At 48.7% G+C, this 18,045-nt stretch carries 19 protein-coding genes and 1 pseudogene; 7 read left to right on the top strand and 13 right to left on the bottom strand.

Features of this window, described 5'->3' with window-relative positions:
- Positions 1–20 precede the first annotated feature (20 nt).
- Positions 21–473 (top strand): annotated as a pseudogene (locus tag ACJJJB_RS05340) (IS630 family transposase).
- Between the two features lie 556 nt (positions 474–1,029).
- The gene (locus tag ACJJJB_RS05335; protein ID WP_445365841.1) at positions 1,030–2,283 is read left to right on the top strand and encodes a phosphoinositide-specific phospholipase C-related protein; all 1,254 of its coding nucleotides are present in this window, start codon (positions 1,030–1,032) and stop codon (positions 2,281–2,283) included.
- Between the two features lie 927 nt (positions 2,284–3,210).
- Here ACJJJB_RS05335 and ACJJJB_RS05330 read toward each other — a convergent pair.
- Positions 3,211–3,564, bottom strand: coding sequence for a hypothetical protein (locus ACJJJB_RS05330; protein WP_445365840.1), 354 nt, complete (start codon positions 3,562–3,564; stop codon positions 3,211–3,213).
- 335 nt (positions 3,565–3,899) lie between these two features.
- On the opposite strand from ACJJJB_RS05330, the gene ACJJJB_RS05325 reads away from it, so the two are divergent.
- Positions 3,900–4,247: a hypothetical protein gene (locus tag ACJJJB_RS05325; RefSeq protein WP_445365839.1), complete on the top strand. Its 348-nt coding sequence runs from the start codon at positions 3,900–3,902 to the stop codon at positions 4,245–4,247.
- Positions 4,248–4,488: 241 nt separating this feature from the next.
- On the opposite strand, the gene ACJJJB_RS05320 is transcribed toward ACJJJB_RS05325, so the two are convergent.
- The 4 genes from ACJJJB_RS05320 to ACJJJB_RS05305 all read right to left on the bottom strand — a co-directional run bounded on the left by ACJJJB_RS05320 (position 4,489) and on the right by ACJJJB_RS05305 (position 6,587).
- Complete coding sequence (locus ACJJJB_RS05320) at positions 4,489–4,863, bottom strand: hypothetical protein (protein ID WP_020414876.1); 375 nt, start codon at positions 4,861–4,863, stop codon at positions 4,489–4,491.
- Positions 4,856–5,410, bottom strand: coding sequence for a sigma-70 family RNA polymerase sigma factor (locus tag ACJJJB_RS05315; RefSeq protein WP_020414875.1), 555 nt, complete (start codon positions 5,408–5,410; stop codon positions 4,856–4,858). Before ACJJJB_RS05315 ends, ACJJJB_RS05320 begins: the two co-directional genes overlap by 8 nt.
- Before the next feature lie 10 nt (positions 5,411–5,420).
- Positions 5,421–6,218, bottom strand: coding sequence for a DUF6249 domain-containing protein (locus tag ACJJJB_RS05310; RefSeq protein ID WP_157533680.1), 798 nt, complete (start codon positions 6,216–6,218; stop codon positions 5,421–5,423).
- Positions 6,219–6,290: 72 nt separating this feature from the next.
- Positions 6,291–6,587 (bottom strand): hypothetical protein, encoded by a 297-nt coding sequence (locus ACJJJB_RS05305; RefSeq protein ID WP_444945291.1) that lies wholly within the window; start codon positions 6,585–6,587, stop codon positions 6,291–6,293.
- A 180-nt stretch (positions 6,588–6,767) separates the two neighbouring features.
- Between ACJJJB_RS05305 and ACJJJB_RS05300 the strand changes: the two genes are divergently transcribed.
- From ACJJJB_RS05300 to ACJJJB_RS05290, 3 genes are all read left to right on the top strand, one after another.
- Positions 6,768–7,373 carry a DUF924 family protein gene (locus tag ACJJJB_RS05300; protein ID WP_020414872.1) on the top strand — a complete coding sequence of 202 codons (606 nt, stop codon included), beginning with the start codon at positions 6,768–6,770 and terminating at the stop codon, positions 7,371–7,373.
- The gene (locus ACJJJB_RS05295) at positions 7,373–7,990 is read left to right on the top strand and encodes a LysE family translocator (RefSeq protein ID WP_020414871.1); all 618 of its coding nucleotides are present in this window, start codon (positions 7,373–7,375) and stop codon (positions 7,988–7,990) included. Before ACJJJB_RS05300 ends, ACJJJB_RS05295 begins: the two co-directional genes overlap by 1 nt.
- Before the next feature lie 359 nt (positions 7,991–8,349).
- A complete protein-coding gene (locus ACJJJB_RS05290; protein WP_020414870.1) occupies positions 8,350–8,643 on the top strand; it encodes a YebG family protein in 294 nt (97 codons plus the stop codon).
- 137 nt (positions 8,644–8,780) lie between these two features.
- Here ACJJJB_RS05290 and ACJJJB_RS05285 read toward each other — a convergent pair whose 3' ends face one another.
- From ACJJJB_RS05285 to ACJJJB_RS05275, 3 genes are all read right to left on the bottom strand, one after another.
- Positions 8,781–9,176 carry an MAPEG family protein gene (locus tag ACJJJB_RS05285; protein ID WP_444945292.1) on the bottom strand — a complete coding sequence of 132 codons (396 nt, stop codon included), beginning with the start codon at positions 9,174–9,176 and terminating at the stop codon, positions 8,781–8,783.
- Positions 9,177–9,358: 182 nt separating this feature from the next.
- The gene (locus ACJJJB_RS05280) at positions 9,359–10,660 is read right to left on the bottom strand and encodes an amidohydrolase family protein (RefSeq protein ID WP_353375109.1); all 1,302 of its coding nucleotides are present in this window, start codon (positions 10,658–10,660) and stop codon (positions 9,359–9,361) included.
- The gene (locus ACJJJB_RS05275; RefSeq protein WP_282951022.1) at positions 10,657–12,069 is read right to left on the bottom strand and encodes an amidohydrolase; all 1,413 of its coding nucleotides are present in this window, start codon (positions 12,067–12,069) and stop codon (positions 10,657–10,659) included. Before ACJJJB_RS05275 ends, ACJJJB_RS05280 begins: the two co-directional genes overlap by 4 nt.
- Positions 12,070–12,391: 322 nt before the next feature.
- Here ACJJJB_RS05275 and ACJJJB_RS05270 point away from each other — a divergent pair, with 322 nt between their 5' ends.
- Positions 12,392–14,029: a hybrid sensor histidine kinase/response regulator gene (locus tag ACJJJB_RS05270; protein ID WP_020414866.1), complete on the top strand. Its 1,638-nt coding sequence runs from the start codon at positions 12,392–12,394 to the stop codon at positions 14,027–14,029.
- Positions 14,030–14,096: 67 nt separating this feature from the next.
- Here the strand turns inward: ACJJJB_RS05270 and ACJJJB_RS05265 are convergent, their stop codons facing one another.
- From ACJJJB_RS05265 to ACJJJB_RS05245, 5 genes are read right to left on the bottom strand one after another with little or no spacing between them, the layout of a single operon-like run.
- Positions 14,097–15,263, bottom strand: a complete 1,167-nt coding sequence (locus ACJJJB_RS05265) for a glutathionylspermidine synthase family protein (RefSeq protein ID WP_445365838.1) — start codon at positions 15,261–15,263, stop codon at positions 14,097–14,099.
- Between the two features lie 4 nt (positions 15,264–15,267).
- Positions 15,268–15,885 carry a DUF1190 domain-containing protein gene (locus ACJJJB_RS05260; RefSeq protein WP_020414864.1) on the bottom strand — a complete coding sequence of 206 codons (618 nt, stop codon included), beginning with the start codon at positions 15,883–15,885 and terminating at the stop codon, positions 15,268–15,270.
- A 12-nt stretch (positions 15,886–15,897) separates the two neighbouring features.
- A complete protein-coding gene (locus ACJJJB_RS05255) occupies positions 15,898–16,314 on the bottom strand; it encodes a DUF350 domain-containing protein (RefSeq protein ID WP_020414863.1) in 417 nt (138 codons plus the stop codon).
- Positions 16,315–16,329: 15 nt separating this feature from the next.
- Entirely contained in the window at positions 16,330–16,983 is a 654-nt protein-coding gene (locus tag ACJJJB_RS05250; RefSeq protein ID WP_445365837.1) for a YjfK family protein, read from the bottom strand.
- A complete protein-coding gene (locus ACJJJB_RS05245; RefSeq protein ID WP_353375107.1) occupies positions 16,968–18,041 on the bottom strand; it encodes a potassium channel family protein in 1,074 nt (357 codons plus the stop codon). Before ACJJJB_RS05245 ends, ACJJJB_RS05250 begins: the two co-directional genes overlap by 16 nt.
- Between the last annotated feature and the right edge of the window lie 4 nt (positions 18,042–18,045).

Genomic DNA, 18,045 nt, shown 5'->3' with positions numbered 1-18,045 from the left:
CCGAAAGCCATTAAAAATGGATGGAGGAAGATTACCCAGGCATTAAACAGCATGAGAAACAGCAAGACGCAGAGATTTACTGGGGTGATGAAACAGGCATTCGCAGCGATTGCCAGCATGAGCATGGCGATGCACCAAAAGGAAAAAATTCCATTGTGAAGCTGAATGCCACGCTTACTTCACTCAATATGATATCCGCGATCTCAAACCAAGGAACAGTGCGTTTTCAAATTTACGAAAGAAGTATGAATGCCGATAGGCTGATTGACTTTCTCAAGCGATTAACCAAAAAATCGGAACTTAAAGCTTATCTCATCCTGGACAATCTTAGGGTCCACCATACACGAGTCATTAATGCTTGACTGGCAGAGCACGAGGATGAGATAGAAATCTATTATTTACCATCATATTCACCTGAACTGAATCCAGATGAGTATTTGAATTGTAACCTTAAAGGGGGGCATTCACAGTAGTATGCCAGCCCGACTCATGGAGAAACTGAAAAGCAAAGTACTTTCTCATATGAGAATGTTACAAAAAAGCCCGCGTGTGTAGCAGCCTATTTCCGACATAAATCAATTAAGTACGCGGCATAATTAAACGATTTATCCGCCGGATTAACAATAAGATAAGTAATCGAGGCCCTCAAACGAAGTCAGCAAAGGCTTTAAGGGCCCGCTCAATTACGTTAACTAAAGACATGTTAGATTCTTAAAGTTAATTGTCGCCTACTATATTGCCATAACGCCAACAAGCCCACAAAAATGACTAATTCTTTCAACAAAGGATACAACAAACCTTAAAGCCAACAACATAAAATCAATAAACATTTTATAATACCAAAGATGTTTAATTTAATTAGACATCGAAAGCTTACATTAAAAGTTGTAGATATTTTCCAAGGAAACGGATAAATCAGCCAGGCTATTTTCAGTTTAAGATATAGAAATCCCGCTGAACTTCTCAATTTCTTGCCACACTTTCCAACTCACACATCCACCAATTTTCGGAATAAACTTGGATTAATCGATGAATAACATAGTCAAAACAACCACCTTTTCTACCTTATTATTGACTAACTTTATTGTTTCCCTATCTGTTTCCGCGGGAGAGTTCACACTTGATTCTAACGATTGGCGTATCCGTGCGCTTAAGATTCAAAACGATATAGATCTCGATGTACCGCTAAGAGAAGGTTTCAGACTGGGAACACACAACTCCTTTAACGCTGAGGAGTATGCCAATGCATTCCGCTATGTAGATCCAAATCAAAAGCTGTCCTTGAACGATCAACTAGAAGCGGGCGTTCGCAGAATCAACTTCGATGTGCATGAATTTTTTAGCTTCAGCACCTGGAAAACTGAACTCCTGCTTTGCCATGGCACATCCAATCATTGGGGATGCAGTTCATTTGATCGCAGGTTAATTCAAGGGCTCAATGAAGTGAAAAGTTGGCTTGACAAAAATCCAGATCAAGTCATAGAGATAAAAATTCAAGATGAAATGGATGGAGAGCACAATGAATTTATAGCACGAGTGGAAGAGTCTATGGGAGAGCTGGTCTATCGCCCAAACGGGGGCTGCAGTAAGGTGCCAGCAGACCTTACTGATAGAGATATTTTAAATGCAGGCAAGCAAGTTTATTTTACTGGGAATTCCGCCTGTAATGATGATAATTATCAAAGCCTGGTGTTCAAGAATCACGAAGGTGGACTTTCCTACGATCGCAATGAGGTTCTCAATGGTGTCTGCCCGGAAAACCCAGAGAGTGGCATAATGTCAGTTTCAGAGGATCGGACAAATTTATCCGGGGGCAGCGATGATAAGACCACTAATGCCAGCGAATTATTGATACTTATGGAATGTGGCCTAAATTCTACCGGACTGGATATGTTGGGCAATACAAATTCGGACAGAATCGCAGCAGCTGTATGGAGCTGGGATGTCAATGAGCCGAACAATGCTGGCAGTACAAGCAATGAAGACTGCGCACTATCCAGAGCCAACGGCCGCTTCAACGATTTGAATTGCACTCAGATAAAATCCTTTGCTTGTGAAAATGCCCAAGGTGACTGGTATATCACTAGCTCACAGGGAATCTGGAGTGAAGGTATGACCATCTGTCACGCAGAGACCAATGGCGTATATCAATTCTCTGTACCCACCAGTCCTTATAAAAATACAAAGTTAGTACAAGCAAAAGAATCTGTATCAGTGGATCAAGTCTGGTTGCATTACTCTGATATTGCTGAGGAAGGAAAATGGGAGGCAAGTCATCCATAACCTAAAGAGCCTATCATTAGATATTGATAGCTGATCTGAGAGCCCGGCTGGATAGTTTTGACCATCCGGCCGTCAAAAAAACCACTGAAATTGTTACTCGAATTACGACCAAAAGAATGGCTAAATAGATCCATTATTAAAGCCACTAAAACAACTTGAAAACTCTACAGCATATAATTTTATAATGAAATGGAAAAGCTATAAGCCCCCTTCATTCAAGATAGAATTATTTAATTCCTCAAACATGTACCCATGCAGAGCAAATTTTATTTTTTATACCCTGTCGGTAATATTTAGTTGATGATCAATCACTTTTACATATACCCTACTAGGTGTTCTAAAGGTACAAATCAATTCTGGACACCCATCAAAAGAAAATGGCAATAACCTCAGTAAATATTGGTACTCTTGGCTTCGAATTAAAATAGATAAAAGTTTTGACTAGTCTGATGCTAATTCAATTGGGTGGGCATGGATTAAGCATAGGATGGCCGACATCAACGATGAGCTTCACTGGGGAATAGGCTTATAGGTGGCTGGTGAGAGGGAAAGAGGGAATACACTGCGTTCAGGATCGTATGAGGCATGGATACCGATTTCAAGCTTAAAAGAGTGTATTCACAGCGCTTCTCGAGTGCAGTGTACTCTTACTCTCTGACCCAGTAGTACGCCGCCAGCTTCTGTGAAGTATCTCAAGGAAAAATCAGATAAAGAACAATATAGGAGGCTATTTAATGTACTTTTCGCTCAGAGAATATAAGTAACCAACCTTTACCAATAAAAGCTACTGATTTAGCCACTTACATTCTAACTTTTCATTCTCAGTAAAAGTCTCACTTGAATAGAAACTTAAACCGCGATTGAACTGGTATCCAGCCTTTACACCAGTGGCACGGTCAGATGGTTCATTTAGATGGTTAAACGTCACTATACACTCCAGCACAACCACTTGATTTTTATGGGGCGTGAAAACTCCATTGATGCAATCAACACAGGCTGATTGAGCTGGTCACCAAAGTTAGCGGATCTGTTAACCCTGGTTAATACCTGCCTGGAATCTCCACTGGCCAGTAACTTCGAATCAAAAGCAGCCTTAGCTCCATAACAATCAAGTTTTTTATTAATAAATCTATCACGCATTCTCAACAGCGTTGCAGCTTCCGGACATTCATCATCAAGCCCACTCGAAAATCTCATAAATCCTTTAACGTTTCTCTCCCATGCCTCTTCCGCGGCTCTATCAAGTGGCCTGCGGACACACCCAAAATGCCCAGCTGCCATTGATTAACTCTTACCTCTTTCGAAACCCTTTCCGTAGACGAGTTAATATGGGAAGCTCTGTTTTTTGTCCATACATTTAAAAAAGGAGTAGAGTAAAGAGGCTCGATCGGGAAGCACTACAGACAATCATGAATGTGATCTGGAGGGAGGGTGATGAAGCTTACCCTGTTAAGGCGCTCTAAGAGACACTCGGCATTACCCGCTCGAACTTCTACAATTCCCTTGGAGCACGTGAGGAGTTATTCCTTGAAATATTGAATATGTATTTTGAGTAGCCCCCAGACTTTGTACTGTATAAAAGTGAACCGGAAGAGGAGATACTGAAAGAAATATTCATGATCCACAGCAATGTTTGTTTAGCTAGGGCAAGTACCCCATATCATTGCGGTAGCCTTGCTGCTAATAACATTGCCGGGCTTGTTGGGAGGGACGAAAAAGCCAGCCCGACACTCTCCAGAGCTCCAGAGACAACTCTTAAGCACTTCGAACAATTGCTAACTCTTTCAGAAGAAAAAAGGGAATTCGATTGTGAGGATATACACTTTACTGCGCTTGCCTTAAAGAGTGTGTTACTCGGAATAAATCTGCTTTCCAAAGTAATTTATGATGAGGATGACTTGTGGAATTCTGTAAAGCTGCCCTTGAGGGGGACTAAATATCTACAGGCCCACATTTACATTTGAGGAAAATATCCACCGGCACCGTGGTGGCAGGTTAGACGTTAACCCAGTATCAGAGCACCGTGTCGAGCATAGCGCTGTCCATGGCTATACAAAAAAGAGAGAAGAAATTAAAAGCATACCCTCTACAGTACGAAGTCACTATTTAAAAGTGTTCCAATTAGCGGAGGAGCAAAATTTTATCCGCCCCCAATTGGTAGTGGGGGCAGGCCGATAATCCCTATTTATTACTATTAGGAATTAATCAGCGACGTGCAGCAAAAATACCGCCAGCCATCACCACTAGCGAGGAGAGCATTCCAACGCCAACCAGACTGTAAAGGCTGATGGACTGGCGCGCTGCTTCACTCAATACTTCACCAAATGGAAATTGCCAGGCCACGATTCCTGAGGCTGCCAACACAGCGATGTATTGGGATCGGCTGGCACGGCGCTCACTATCCTTTGAAGGCGCAGGCAGTTTTGCCATCACGCTTTCACAGAAGCCATCGTCGTCCAGGTAGGGCTCATCGAACTGCAGCTGTTCGCTTAGCCAGGCATCGAACTGTGGATCTTTGCCCTCTATAGCAACATCGTTCAAGGTGCCACCCTTAGTGTTCCGCTGTTCAAAATTAACCATTTACCACCTCCTCGCGCCATGGCTGGAGCAAGCTGCGCAGCTTGGCCCTCGCGCGATTCACATGGGATTTTACCGTACCCAGCGGCAACTTCATAATGCTTGCCGCCTCCTCATGGGAAAAGCCCCTCTGCATACACAGATGTATCGCCTGACGCTGGGCATCGCTCAGGCTACTCATAGCAGAGTTTAGATCCCTTGCCATACCCAGTTGCTGGGACTCTTCCACAGTCTCTTCTGCTTGAGCTCTGTCGACCGCCTCCTGATCCACATCTGGCGCATTCTTGCGTTTGTGGCTCATGACGAGATTGTAGGCGATACGGTACAACCAGGTGCTGAACCGGGCATCCCCCCGAAATGCCGGCAACGCCTTGTAGGCCTTGATAAAGGCCTCCTGCGCCATATCGTCCGCCAGGCCCTGGTCGCCATCACACAGCTGACGGAGCGAGAATCGCAGCTGTGACTGATAGCGGCGAACCAGCTGAGCATATGCCCGCTGGTCCCCGTCTTCGACGGTGCGCCTGATCAAATCCTCATCATTGAGGTCCATATTCGGGTCCTTACACCTGCTTGTTATCGAGCTTCCAGTTGATAAAGCGGGCCAGGCCGATAAACAGTGGGATCAAACCCAGACTACCTACACCAAAGCCTGCCAGGGCCGTCAGCCAGATAAACACCGCTGCACCCACAGCAATAAGGGTGATGCCTCTATCTGCAGGACTCCTGGGGCTGTTGCCTTCGAGCATATCCAGCATCTCAGGCGGTACATCGCGACCTTCAGCAACCATGCGGTTGATATTTTCCACAACCAACTGTTTCTTGCGGTAGCTGTTATGAGTCACCAGCCAGACAATCAGCACCGGCATCCCAAAAATGCAGATCAGAGCGATTATTGGTACCAGCCAGGACTCCAAGGGCTCAGTGTTATGCGCCCTATCCCAAAACCTGGCCTTGTGGTCGTAATGCCTAGTCAAACCGATTTCGACATTCTCCGGAACCTGATCCAGGGCCTCCTCAACCACTTGGCCCCGATCGTCGAGAATGCCTTTGCTCTCAAGCTTCTCAATAATCCGCTGACTCAGTGGCCCACCAAAATCGGTACCCAGATCTACTTTGACTTCACTGCGCTCGCCATCTTCACCCTGGGTTTTAATAGTGAGCACGCCGTTGTCATCACGCATAATCCGCACCCGTGAGTTCGGCTCGGACGCTTCGGCATCAATCGATGGTGGAGCAGGAGGCTTCGGCATCTCCGTGCTGTCATCCTGTGCCCAGCTACCCAGGGCGGCAAATGCAGCCACCAGAGTTACCAGCCAGCGAGCGCCAGCCCGCATGGATTGTGAATTTCTCGCTCTCATTTTTTACTCTCTGATCATTCTCGTTATATGTGCTGTTGCACCGTCGGGGATACCCAAAACCACTTTTTGGCCTTACATGACTGTGAGGCGACCTTTTGAATAAGGGCTCGGTGTGGCGCCCTGTTTAGGCTTATCCTCAGCTACATGCACCGGATAGGGGAATCCGATGCTCTGTGAATCAGCTTTTGCCTTACACTCATTGAGCTTCGCCATAAAATGCCGGTCAGTCTTCTCAATGAGCTGCCGGTGGATGTCTTCCACAGAAAAGCCCAGCTCTACCGCCCTGGCTTCTGCCGCTTGCATGCCGCTGAGCGCCAGTAACAGTACGGCGCAAAATTGTACCTTCTTAAATGATCCCGCAGTAAACATTGTGACCTCCAGATCGTTTCTCCTTGTACACCTCTATGACGGGACTAGCCTCAGGTTTGGATGCAGATGCATAAAAATTTTTTCGCGCCACCTTTCCGGTAGCACCATCTCCCTCTGCGGCTGGACCAACAGGTATAAAAGTCGCAATAATCCAGACCACTGAAAAACGAGTTCAGGTTGATGTCTTCAATAGTGGATGTGCTGACATTCTGGTTCGGCGGCCCAACGCTGGGCCACTTGCCATCCAAATCGCAGCAGCAACGCTGGTTTGCAGCGACGCCAGCGTTAGATCGCGAGATACGGTGCGACTTTGGCAGGGTTACCGAGCGGGCTCTGGAGGGAAGACTGCCCCATTGGCGCCAAACCCTGCGAGGCGAGCTTGCCCTGGTGCTCCTATGCGATCAGTTCGCTCGCAATATCTATCGCGGTAACGAGAAAGCCTTTGCGGGAGACCTCCTCGCGCTGGAAGTTACCGAAGATATCCTACGGCGCGGAGACACCGGCAGACTCGGACTATTTCAGCAAATATTCGTGGGTATGCCGCTGGAGCACAGTGAAAAACTCCCGATGCAACGACGCTCCGTGGCATACTTCAGCCAGTTGCAGCGACAGTACCAGGGTGACCCAAGTGTTGCCCCATACCTTGCGACCCACTATCGATACGCCCTGGCTCATCAGGCAGTGATTGAGCAGTTTGGGCGCTATCCGCACCGCAACGCGGCACTCGGCCGCGAATCTACAGATGAAGAGAAACAATGGCTGGCACAAGGGGGCGGCTTTAAATAATGGATTTACTCGGTTGGTTATCACTCGCAGGTATCTGTGCACTCGGGGCCATGTCTCCTGGGCCCAGTCTATTGATCGTAATGCGCTCTTCCGCATCAGGGCTCCAGCAGGGGCTCGCCAGTGCAATCGCCCATGGGGCTGGTGTCGCCATCTATGCCGCCCTCACCGCTTTTGGTCTAGCCGTACTAATTACCAGCTCACCACTGCTGTTCAGTATTTTGCAATGGGCCGGTGCCGCCATGTTGGTGTATTTAGGCTGGAAGGCCCTGCGCGCACCAGCACCGGGCTCCAGCACCACCAAATTGGAGGCACCAAAACAAAGTACTCAGCGCGCAATCGCGCAGGGTTTTGGTGTAGCCTTTTTTAACCCCAAAATTGCAGTGTTCTTTACTGCCTTATTCAGTCAGTTTGTATCGGAGCAACAGACTCTTACCACTAAGTTGGGAATGGCCGCAGTAGCTTCCGGGATAGATACCCTCTGGTATTGCATCATCGCCTTGGCAGTACATGCCAGCCGCAAGCGTCAGTTAGTCAGCAAGCACCTGGGCCACCGCATCCAGCAATTGTTTGGCCTATTGCTGATCGGACTAGCTGCAAAGCTCGTATTGACGATCTGATTTCCTTCGATTGACGGCCACAGCCCAGAGTCAGAAAGGGCAAAAGACAGTGCCGAGAAGCCTGCTCGATAACCAAGCGGCAATTGACGCTTACATTTAAAAAAAAACAGGCCCGGTTTACGGGCCTGTGATAGCGGAGTTTGCAACTCGGCACCTGGGGGGTTACACCGAGCAGCGAAGCGGTATTATGACAGCCTTAAAAATTCCCTGTGTTCAGGCTATCGCAACCCTCTCTCTCCTGACCGCAATTAATTTCCCGCCTATTTGTCGACCCCTGCGTTGACACTGAATATTTATACAGTTACTGTATGGTCATACAAAAAAATTGGAATGTCTGAAAGGCAATTGGGAGGCACATCATGGCCGTAGTAGCTGTTTGGAAATGTGATCGAGACGGAGCAATGTTCGACAACAAAAAAGATGCTGAAGAACACGATAAGATGCTGGAACTGGCTGCCAACATCACCTCACTAATAGAGCGCCATATCGAAGGTATTGATGAACAGACTGGCGAAGAAATAGGGCTGCTGTTAGCCAAGCGCCGCGATTCACTAGCCAAAGCCTGCAAAGGCAAACCGGAGGCTCTGCTGGAAGGGGACAGTGCAGAGGAAACCTCTGATGAAACTGTTACTCCCTTTGCCGCCAACCAGTAAGTGCTTGTAGTTTCATCCCTGTACTCTGCCCGGTTAAGCCGGGCTTTTTTATTAGCCCCCCAACTATTTGATGATTAACCAGTGCCGCTGGCCATGCTCACCTCTCTCTAACCAGCGATACCCTTCTTGCCCGCTGTTTACAGAGCTTTCACAGCCTGAACAATATTAACTATGGCCAAAGCCAATATCACCACCCAGCTGATCAGCGTACCCCAAAAACGCCCCATGTGTGTCCCACCTTTACCGGCAGTTAGACCATATGCGTGGAAAATACGGGAAAGTAAAAATGAAATCCCAAATATATGCAGCCAAATTTGTGATAAACCACCCAGTTCAGCAAGTAAAAGTAGTAACAGTGCTATAGGTGTATATTCAATTGCATTCGCATGCACTCTCACTCGGATCTCATTAGAGCGATCATCACCGGTGCCAATTCCCACACGCTTAGTGCGGCGAAACTGCACCACCCTTAGTGCCAGGTAGATAATCAGGATTGCACAGAGACTGGTATAAAGTGCCGTAACATAGGCCATTAGGTCGATCCTTTTTCTTATTCATCAGACTGTTGGAATATAGCTGTAAAGACTATATTGCTGCCACACAGATCCTATACAACAAGCAAGGCTTTTTTGCTCATTGTCTTAATTTCCTGTAGGCAGATAACAAAAGAGCGGGCAATACCCGCTCTTTACTTCACAGCTATGGCCAGGCCAAATTAATATTGGTAGCCAAAATTGTGACCCTTGGTGGGCTTCAAATGGCGATCTCGCAAACGGGTAGAACGAGTAACGAGAGATTGAGGTTCACCCTCAATCAATACCTGTTCCGGGTAGCTGGTAACTTCCAGGGGATCTCCGCTCCAAACGACGATATCAGCCACTGCACCCTGCTCCAGTGTCCCGCCCTGCAGATTGAAAATATCAGCCACATTGCTGCTGATAGACTTCAGGGCTTCCTCATAAGGTAGGCCATGAGCAACAGCATTACCGGCCGACTGGCGAGATAGATACACATTGTGGGTAGAAGCGTAGTCGGGCCCACTAATAGCCACTTTTACACCTGCCTTGGTAAGTAACGCCGCATTATCGAGGCGCGCACCCAGGCTGGAAAAGGAAATAGGCAAGTTATTGATAGCATCAATAACCACTGGCACCTGGGCCTCAGCCAGCTGATTCGCTACCATCCAGCCCTCAGCTGCTCCCAGCACCACCAGTTTCACACTGAAGGCTTTGGCAAGCTCAATTGCACCGAGAATATCGCTGGCGCGATTGGCGGTAATGACCAAAGGCTCCTTAGCACTCACCACCGGCTGTAAGGCCTCCAGATCTGCCAAACTGTAATCCAGTTCACGCCACTCACCACGACGAATCGCAGCGCGATTTTCCCGGTACTCCTTAGCTTCACTCAAGGCCTTCTCAACCTTGGCATAGGCATTGGCACGACTGCCGCCAGCTAACTGTGCACCGGCCTCTCCTAAATAGGCCTTCTGGGCTACATCTTTGGCTTCTACACTATCGAACTCACCATTCAGCTTAATAGCAAAGCTGCGCCCGGCGAATACGCGCTGGGCTTCAACAGCACCGTCATCCCAGGTGCTGATACCGGGAAAAACTACAGCACTGGTCACGCCCCCTGCGCGATTGAAAGGAATCAAAGTAGATTTAGGGTTGTAGGCGGGCAGCGGATTAAATGCACTGCCAATACTCTCACCAGTTACCGACTGATCATTTGTTGAGCTGGCAGCACTGATTTCCACCAGACCAAGCTCGGAAACCGGCGCTATCACTCCCGGAGTGACTACTTTGCCTTGTGCATCAATTACCCGGTCAGCAGAAACGCTCAGGGAGGGGCCTACCTGCTCCACTTTGCCACCGACAACAAGTACATCGGCAGACTCCAAACTGCCTTTGTCCCCCAAGGTATGCACCTTGCCACCCTTGATAAGGATGCTCTCTGCCTGGGCACTAGCTGCCAGAACTCCGAGGGCAAACGCACAAAAAACAACTACTCTTTTCACTGCCGCTCTCCCTCTGCATTGAGAATACCCAGCTCAAAATCGCTGCGCGGTTGGCGCTTTTCATCAGCGCGGTCATACATCAGTTCACCATCGATAAATACTTGATCGACGTGGGTGTAAACACTGAAGGGATTACCAGACCAAACCACAACATCAGCCATTTTGCCCTTCTCCAGGCTGCCAGTTTGTTCTTCAATACCCAACGCCTTAGCAGGGTTTGATGTCATCCAGGCAACGGCATCCTTGGGTTGGATATCAAAACCCGCGCGTCGGCCCGCAGTCATCGCTTTGGCTACCTCTTCATTCAGGTGCTGCACGCCCACACCGGAATCGGAGTGGATCATAGCGCAGGCTTTGGCCTGGTCGACAATCGCAATATTCGCCTCGGTCATATCAAAGGCTTCATGCTTAAAGCCCCACCAATCGGCCCACATCGCTGCGCAAACATCGTTTTCTGCCAGCAGGTCGGCTACTTTGTAGGCCTCAACTGCGTGGTGGAAAGTAGAAACCTTAAAGTCGAACTCTTTAGCAACATCCATCATTACGGCCATTTCCTCACCGCGATAGCAGTGATTGTGCACCAGAATATCGCCGTTCAGCACACCCGCCAGGGTTTCCATCCCCAGGTCGCGCTCGGGCTCATCGCCGCCATTCTTTACATAGTCTTCCCATTTTTTCTTGTAGCTGCTGGCTTCAATCCAAGCTTTACGATAGCCAGCCACATTCCCCATACGCGTTGAGGGAGAAGTACCCTTGCCACCGTAAACACGCTTGGGGTTCTCACCACAGGCCATCTTCAAACCATAGGGCGCACCGGGGAATTTCATATCCTGCACACTGCGGCCGGGCACATTCTTCAGGGTTACACTGCGGCCGCCGAACAGGTTGGCGGAACCTGGTAGAATTTGCAAAGTGGTAACGCCACCTGCCAGTGCCAACGGGAACTGGGGGTCCTGGGTCCATACGGAGTGCTCTGCCCACACTTGCGCAGTATTGGGCGAAGTCATCTCATTGCCGTCTTGAGAGGATTCGATAGAGGGTGCCGGATAATCACCCAGATGGGAATGCACATCAATAATACCGGGGGTAACCCATTTATCCTTGCCATCCACCACCAGGGCTCCTTCCGGAGCCTTCAGGTCTTTACCAACCTGGGCAATCTTGCCACCTTCCAATAACAGATCTGTATTTTCCAGTTGCTCGCCAGTACCGGTGAGTAAAGTGGCCCCCTGAATCAGGACCGGACGGGACTGACTGACTGAATAAGTGGAGGGAAAGGCATCCAGGCGGGCGAAGTCCAGGGATCTCTGCTCGCTCTCAACCTTCTTCTCTCCGCAAGCGGACAGCAGCAACGTGGCACAAAACAGAGCCACGACACCGCGCCCGAAAACTCGAGAATGCAGCTGCATAGTAAATCATCCAATGGTTTTGAATATAGCGGTAAATGCTATCAGGTTGTTACGCTGTAGCCACTACTTGACCGTGCAAAAGTTTTAGCCCTACCAGCGGGTACACCATATTTCATTTGGCCCCTATAGCTCCGCAAAACACTGTTGAACCGAATCACATTGACGCAAACACGTGATTACAAACTCGCTTACAAATAACGGCGTGTCAGCAAAGACTGCGTGCTAGATCAAAAAACGAATTAGCTACCTATATACTTTTCTTTTTCTACGTGGTGCAATTTCTGGTGAAAAAATACTCAAGGGTGACTCAGGAGGAGAACAAATGATCAAGGAGAGCAATTTACCTATTTTCTCACCCTCCCCAGCCCTTGCCTCAACCCGGGAGCTGGATTCGAATCAGGTTTACGAGGCCCTGCGTAAAAGTGAGGAGCGCTACCGGGAACTGGTTGAGCATGCCAACTCTATTATTATGCGCTGTGACAGAAATGGGAGAATTACTTCTTTCAATGAATACGCACAACAACTCTTTGGCTACACCGAGGCTGAGATAATTGGTAGGCACTTGGTCGGCACAATCGTACCCGCCAGTGAAACCAGTGGGCGTGACTTGCGTAAACTGATTGACGATATCTGCGACCACCCACAGGAACACCGCTACAACATCAACGAAAATATTACCAAATGCGGTAAAAGGGTTTGGATTGCCTGGACCAATAAAATTATATCCGACGAGAGCGGCCGCCCCAGCGGCATACTCAGTATTGGTACAGATATTACCAAGCAGCGGCTATTAGAGGAGGAGCTGCGCCAAGCCCAGAAAATGCAGGCTATCGGTGAGCTGGCCGGTGGCATAGCACATGATTTCAACAATATGATTCACGGGATCAGTGGCTACGCAGAGATAATACAGCAGATCTCCGAAGACCCCCGTATCAGTGAATACACTAATCATATCCTGACTACAGCGCGCCACGCAGCAGAGCTGACCAAGCAGCTACTCACCTTTGCCCGCAAAGGAAATTATCAGCTGAAGGATTGTAATACTCACGAAATTACACGTGACGTTTGCGCTATGCTCGGCCGAACCATCGACCGGCGTATCCGTATCGAGCAACTACTCGAGGCTAATCGCCCCCATGTAATTGGCGACCCCGCCCAACTAAAAAGCGCCCTTTTAAATATTGGCATCAATGCAAAAGATGCAATGCCGAATGGAGGCACCCTACGCTTCACCAGCAGCAACATCACTATCGAAAAAGAGATAACTATCGCTGATTTTGAAGTTCAGCCCGGCCATTACTTGTTAATCACCATTAGTGACAGCGGTACCGGAATGTCACCTGAGGTGCGACGCCGGATCTTTGAGCCTTTTTTCACAACGAAGGAAAGTGGCCGCGGCGCTGGCCTTGGGCTCGCAGCGGTGCACGGCACCATCCACCTCCATAAGGGCGCAATTAAGTGCCATAGCCGTGAAGGAGAAGGCAGCACCTTCAAGCTATACCTGCCAATTTCCAAAGCCCGTCCGGAAAAACCCGGCGCTCCAGCAAACCTGCCTTCGGCTGGGTGCAAACTGAACATCATGGTTGTAGACGATGAAGCTATTGTTCGGAGTTATTCAAAAACTCTTTTTGAAATGAATGGCCACAGTGTTGTGGCTTTTGCTACGGCTGAACAGGCAATTACCTACTACCGCCAACATTGCGATCAGGTGGACCTGGTGATTCTCGATATGATTATGCCTGGCATGGATGGCCAGGAATTATTTGCTTTCCTCCGCCGTATTAACCCCGAAGTAAAAGCCCTACTTTCCACAGGTTACAGTGTCGATAGCAAAGTTCAGGAGGTAATCGCTGATGGAGTACTAGATTGTATCCAAAAGCCATTCACTTATGAGCGCCTCAGTAAGAAAATTGAAGGGATGATTGCCAGTGGCTTGCTGAGCAACACCAAGAAACAGTGAAGATAAGTGATACCCTAAACTGTATCGCCGGCAAATGACATGTAGTGGGTGCTGCAGTACTACCGGCCTAGAGAATAATATGCGGCAAGTAACGGCTCATATCCTGAGTCACAATATTTCCATCTTCACGAATAGACATTCCAGCCGCCATATCATCCACCAACCAACTACCTATCAGCGTATAGTTTTTTCCAAACTTTGGCAGTGGATGCATAGCCTGAAATACAAATCCCTCTTCACCGTAAGGGCCACCGGAAAGGGATTGCACATCACCTCCACGCACAATGGAAATATTAGCTCCTTCCCGGGAAAAAATCGGTTTCTTTACCAGCTCAGTAAATTCAGCAGCCTTGTGCAGCTCATCCTCAAAAAAAGATGGTAGCAGGTTTGGGTGCCCCGGAAATAACTTCCACAACATCGGCAGCAGTGCTTTATTGGATAAAATCGCTTTCCATGGCGGTTCCAGCCAGCGCACATTATTAGTCCCCAGCAAAGAGCCAAACTCCTCTCGGAACATAAACTCCCAGGGGTACAGTTTGAACATCCAGGTAATCACCTGGTCTTGCATATCTGTAAAAAAACCATCCGTATCACAACCGATATCTTCCATAAAGACAAAATGGCTGGTAATGCCGGCCTCACTGGCACAGTCCTGCAGGTATTGGACAGTACCGCGATCCTCTTCAGTATCTTTGCAACAGGCAAAGTGTAGTTCGCGACCAGGAGTGAGAAACTGTAAATCCAGGAAACGATTAACCAGCTTTTCCTGTAAGCTATTGAACTGATCCGACTGCAGCGGCAGGGCCCGCCGGTCCACATTATCCTGCAACCATAACCATTGCCAAAAACCAGTCTCGTAAAGACTGGTAGGCGTATCCGCATTATTTTCGTAGAGCTTTGCGGGCCCCTGCCCGCAATAGGCAAAATCAAGACGGGAATAAAGACTGGGGTCGCCGTTCTTCCAGGAGTTGCGTACAAAATCCCAATGTTGCTCAGGGATACAAAAGCGTCGTAGCAGCTCCTCATCCTCCAGCACCTTCGCCACCACATCCAGGCACATCTGATGGATTTCTTCGGTAGGCTCTTCTATATGTTTTTCTACCTGCTCCAGGGAGAACTGATAGTAGGCGCTCTCATCCCAGTAGGGTTCGCCATACATTGTGTGGAAGTGAAACCCAAACTCCTGAGCCCGCTCCTGCCAGCGCGGGCGTTCGCCAATCGGCAACCTCAGCACAAAATCAGCCTCCCCAGCCCCGTGAACCACTACTGGAGCGACCACCACCCCAGCTGGACTTAGCTGAAGCCACAGACCCAAAGCCGCCGCGAGAGACCGTCTTTGTTACCTTGGGTTTCGGGTCCATCGCACTCTTGTCAACCGTATAGGACGACTTGCCGTATCGACCGATCACCTGCCCATCCGCTGTCATCAAACGATCGTAATAACGGGAACCAGAGGCAGAATAACGATAGACGGGGTTATAGTAACCGGAGGAGTAATGGCGCCTATCATTATCCAATAGTGAAGCAACCATAAACCCGGTCATCAGGGGCATCCAGAAACCACTGCTAGTCTCGCGGCAACTTCCAAACTCCGTTTCGCACTGGGAAAGATTGGCATACTTGGGGCCAGTGCGCTCAGCCTCTTCCAGCGCGCGCTGGTAGGCAGCCTCACACTGGGCCTCATCCAATTGGGTATTATTTACGCAGTCCTCAACTGAGGAAACTACTTTAACCTCTTCATCAGAGGAGCAGCCGACAAGGGCTGCTGCCACACCGATTGCCAAAGGGCGCAGAACAAAGCTTGCTCCCCGACCTTTGCGCATCCGCGCGAGATTGATAGTTTTGGTACGTTTCATCCTCACTCCCGCTTAGTAGCTCATACAGGCAGCATTAAGGACACCGACAGAAATTGTTGTGGCTGCCAGCATAATCCCAGCAGACAACTCCCCGTCTTCAATACGCTCAACAATACGAGGCATAAACCCGAAACGGATAATGGCAAACGCAATCAACTGAGCAATTAACGCAACCACCGCCCAAGTAGCGAAGTCGGTAATGGACACCGAATTGCTGGCAGCACCACCCACAGCAATGGCGAAGCCGAGCACCGCACCACCAAAACCAATAGCAGCCGCTGCATTCTTATCCTCTCGAATCAACTTCCACTCATCGTGGGGGGTCACCAGTGCGTAGAGGAATTTAAACGCAATTAAAAATACCAGTGACAGGCCAAAATAAGCCGCAAAATGAACGATACCAGTCAGTAAATCATAAGGCTGGTCCATTGATACTTCTCCTTATTATCCGTGAATAGTCAGCTGTGAGGGGGTCAGTGTAATACCGGTACTGATAACTAGGCTACGACTTAAATAGCCAGCATTCTCTTCTTTTTCTTCAGCGGAGAGAAACAGAGATTCAGTGCGCTGATCAGACAGTTCGCGTTCGAACAGCATGGTAAATTGATCCGTTTGCGAGAAGTCTCCGCCCTCTTCATAGGTCTTTTCAGCCATGTGCACCGGATTGTGGTAATCACCAGTGGAGGTCCATACCCTGCTATAGGAACGATCATCCAGCTGGTAGTTGGCAGCGCCTATCTTTTCTTTTAATAGAGTATCCCAAACCTGCTGGCTAGAAACATCCTGGGTATCGTAAAAGTGAAACAGCTTTACATCCACGACATGCTCATCACTCTGGCCACCTTCAGCTACTACCTGCAACCAAGCATCATCGTCGGTATAGAAGCGATAAACCCATGTACCGTCCAACTCCACCACACCAACTGCTTTGATAATTTGTGTGGGGGAACAGGACTCAATGGTGAGTTCATCCAAGATCAGACGAATTGCCAGTGGGTCCAACTCAAAACTGGCTCCCAGGCGCAAACCCATAATCTCCGGCGTTGTTACTACCGGAGCTTCCTTCCCCTTAAATTTTTTAATCAGTTTGGTAAACATGTACCAACACCTTCCCCTTCATTCATTTTTATATCGAAGCAGCGCTTTTCATCTAACCGCTTGGCCGAGATGTAGTACAGCATATCCCCGTTACTAACCTGGTCTGTAAGCGCGGGATTCACATCGATTTTTATTACATCCTTGCGGCGGACAGCGATCAGTGTTGCGGACAAATCCTGTTTGAAATGATCAAACAGGGGACCAAACGGCAGTGGCCGCTCCCCTCGATACTCTACACTGTACTGTGTCATTCCATAAGTACTATCCAGAAGCTGGCGGTGCAAACGTGCCGAACCGGGGTCCAGCGAAGACTTGGCTAAAAGCTCTACCGCTACAGAGGGAATACATTCGATATTCGGGCAGTGCGCACGCAGCAACTCACCCACATTTTCGTCTTGGAAATAGGCTGTTTTATGGCTATTAGGGCTGTGCTTATCACAGAACAAAGCCGTAGTGAGTGTTACATCATCTAACGGGTTGTCGATAATAATTCTCGCGGCTTCTGCCAGTCCGGCGCGCTGCATACTCTCGATATGGGAGAAAGATTCAACCCGCACAAAATCAATTTTGCCAGGCATCGGGTTTTCAATATCAGCCTCTACACAGAGCACTATTTCAGACGTTGTGCCATTGGTCTTGGAGAGCAGAAGTTCAATCAGGCGCAGAGTTCGGGTTCCGTTCCAGCCGATAATGACCGTGTGATTGACATTACTTGTCATACGCAAGCCTCTCTTTCCTCTATGCACAAACTCAGAAACCGCAAAACCTACCCGGGTAACTACCATCGCAAACAGGCTCAGTCCAAGCGGTATCACCCAGCCCGCCACCACGATTTTTCCTGCAGGTGAAACTGGTGAGAAATCGCCATAGCCGACCGTCGATGCGGTAACCACCAGCCAGTAAATAAAGTTTTCGGGAGCGATAATCTCGCTTTCTCCCGCAGCACTCAGCAGCAGATAGCTGCCGACCACATAGCCCAGAACGGCAACGAGAATGGTTGTTATATTTGCCTTAACAAAAAGCGACGCCAGAAGGCGTCGCACTTTAAATAGCAGCACTGGA

The organism is Microbulbifer variabilis (assembly GCF_052468405.1).
Note: the sequence above shows the minus strand (reverse complement) of the source record. Positions and strands in the feature narration are given on the sequence as shown.

Excerpts from the sequence above, each read along its gene's own strand:
- ACJJJB_RS05335 (WP_445365841.1), top strand. The coding sequence starts at position 1,030 with ATGAATAACATAGTCAAAACAACCACCTTTTCTACCTTATTATTGACT.
- ACJJJB_RS05330 (WP_445365840.1), bottom strand. The coding sequence starts at position 3,564 with ATGGCAGCTGGGCATTTTGGGTGTGTCCGCAGGCCACTTGATAGAGCC.
- ACJJJB_RS05325 (WP_445365839.1), top strand. The coding sequence starts at position 3,900 with ATGATCCACAGCAATGTTTGTTTAGCTAGGGCAAGTACCCCATATCAT.
- ACJJJB_RS05320 (WP_020414876.1), bottom strand. The coding sequence starts at position 4,863 with ATGGTTAATTTTGAACAGCGGAACACTAAGGGTGGCACCTTGAACGAT.
- ACJJJB_RS05315 (WP_020414875.1), bottom strand. The coding sequence starts at position 5,410 with ATGGACCTCAATGATGAGGATTTGATCAGGCGCACCGTCGAAGACGGG.
- ACJJJB_RS05310 (WP_157533680.1), bottom strand. The coding sequence starts at position 6,218 with ATGAGAGCGAGAAATTCACAATCCATGCGGGCTGGCGCTCGCTGGCTG.
- ACJJJB_RS05305 (WP_444945291.1), bottom strand. The coding sequence starts at position 6,587 with ATGTTTACTGCGGGATCATTTAAGAAGGTACAATTTTGCGCCGTACTG.
- ACJJJB_RS05300 (WP_020414872.1), top strand. The coding sequence starts at position 6,768 with ATGTCTTCAATAGTGGATGTGCTGACATTCTGGTTCGGCGGCCCAACG.
- ACJJJB_RS05295 (WP_020414871.1), top strand. The coding sequence starts at position 7,373 with ATGGATTTACTCGGTTGGTTATCACTCGCAGGTATCTGTGCACTCGGG.
- ACJJJB_RS05290 (WP_020414870.1), top strand. The coding sequence starts at position 8,350 with ATGGCCGTAGTAGCTGTTTGGAAATGTGATCGAGACGGAGCAATGTTC.
- ACJJJB_RS05285 (WP_444945292.1), bottom strand. The coding sequence starts at position 9,176 with ATGGCCTATGTTACGGCACTTTATACCAGTCTCTGTGCAATCCTGATT.
- ACJJJB_RS05275 (WP_282951022.1), bottom strand. The coding sequence starts at position 12,069 with ATGCAGCTGCATTCTCGAGTTTTCGGGCGCGGTGTCGTGGCTCTGTTT.
- ACJJJB_RS05270 (WP_020414866.1), top strand. The coding sequence starts at position 12,392 with ATGATCAAGGAGAGCAATTTACCTATTTTCTCACCCTCCCCAGCCCTT.
- ACJJJB_RS05260 (WP_020414864.1), bottom strand. The coding sequence starts at position 15,885 with ATGAAACGTACCAAAACTATCAATCTCGCGCGGATGCGCAAAGGTCGG.
- ACJJJB_RS05255 (WP_020414863.1), bottom strand. The coding sequence starts at position 16,314 with ATGGACCAGCCTTATGATTTACTGACTGGTATCGTTCATTTTGCGGCT.
- ACJJJB_RS05250 (WP_445365837.1), bottom strand. The coding sequence starts at position 16,983 with ATGTTTACCAAACTGATTAAAAAATTTAAGGGGAAGGAAGCTCCGGTA.